This window comes from Agrobacterium sp. a22-2 (genome assembly GCF_012276985.1).
Classification (GTDB): Bacteria; Pseudomonadota; Alphaproteobacteria; order Rhizobiales; family Rhizobiaceae; genus Allorhizobium.
The window spans coordinates 1-472 of record NZ_JAAXMM010000052.1; the positions used below are offsets into that span (position 1 = coordinate 1).

The 472-nt window shown below is 34.1% G+C and carries 1 protein-coding gene; it reads left to right on the forward strand.

What is annotated here, in order from left to right:
• The coding region (locus HFC70_RS26330) for a class I SAM-dependent methyltransferase (protein ID WP_168476293.1) at positions 1-472 on the forward strand (472 nt) is incomplete at both ends.

Below are 472 nucleotides of genomic sequence, written 5' to 3' on the forward strand. Positions count from 1 at the left end.
GTACGGGAATTTGGACGCAAGAATTAGCGAAGATTGGTAAGCAAGTTACAGCGATAGATGCTTCCCAAGAAATGATTGAAATTAATCAACATAAAATCAATGCTTGTAACGTGGAATATCGACAGCTAGATTTATTTTCATGGCAACCAGATAAACAATACGATCTAGTTTTCTTTTCTTTTTGGTTATCTCACATTCCCCCTGTAAAAGTTGATGAGTTTTTGAGCAAAGTTTACAACTCAGTTTTACCAGGTGGCAAAGTCTTAATTATTGACTCTTATTTTGAAATAACATCTTCAGCTAAAGATCATCCGCTCCAAGACAAAAATGAAATTTACCAAAAGCGCAAGTTAAATGACGAACGAGAGTTTCAGATATTTAAAATTTATTATCAACCTGATGTTTTGCTCAACAAACTAACTCAAGCTGGCTTCCAAGCAGAAGCAAGACTTACAGATACATACTTTATTTA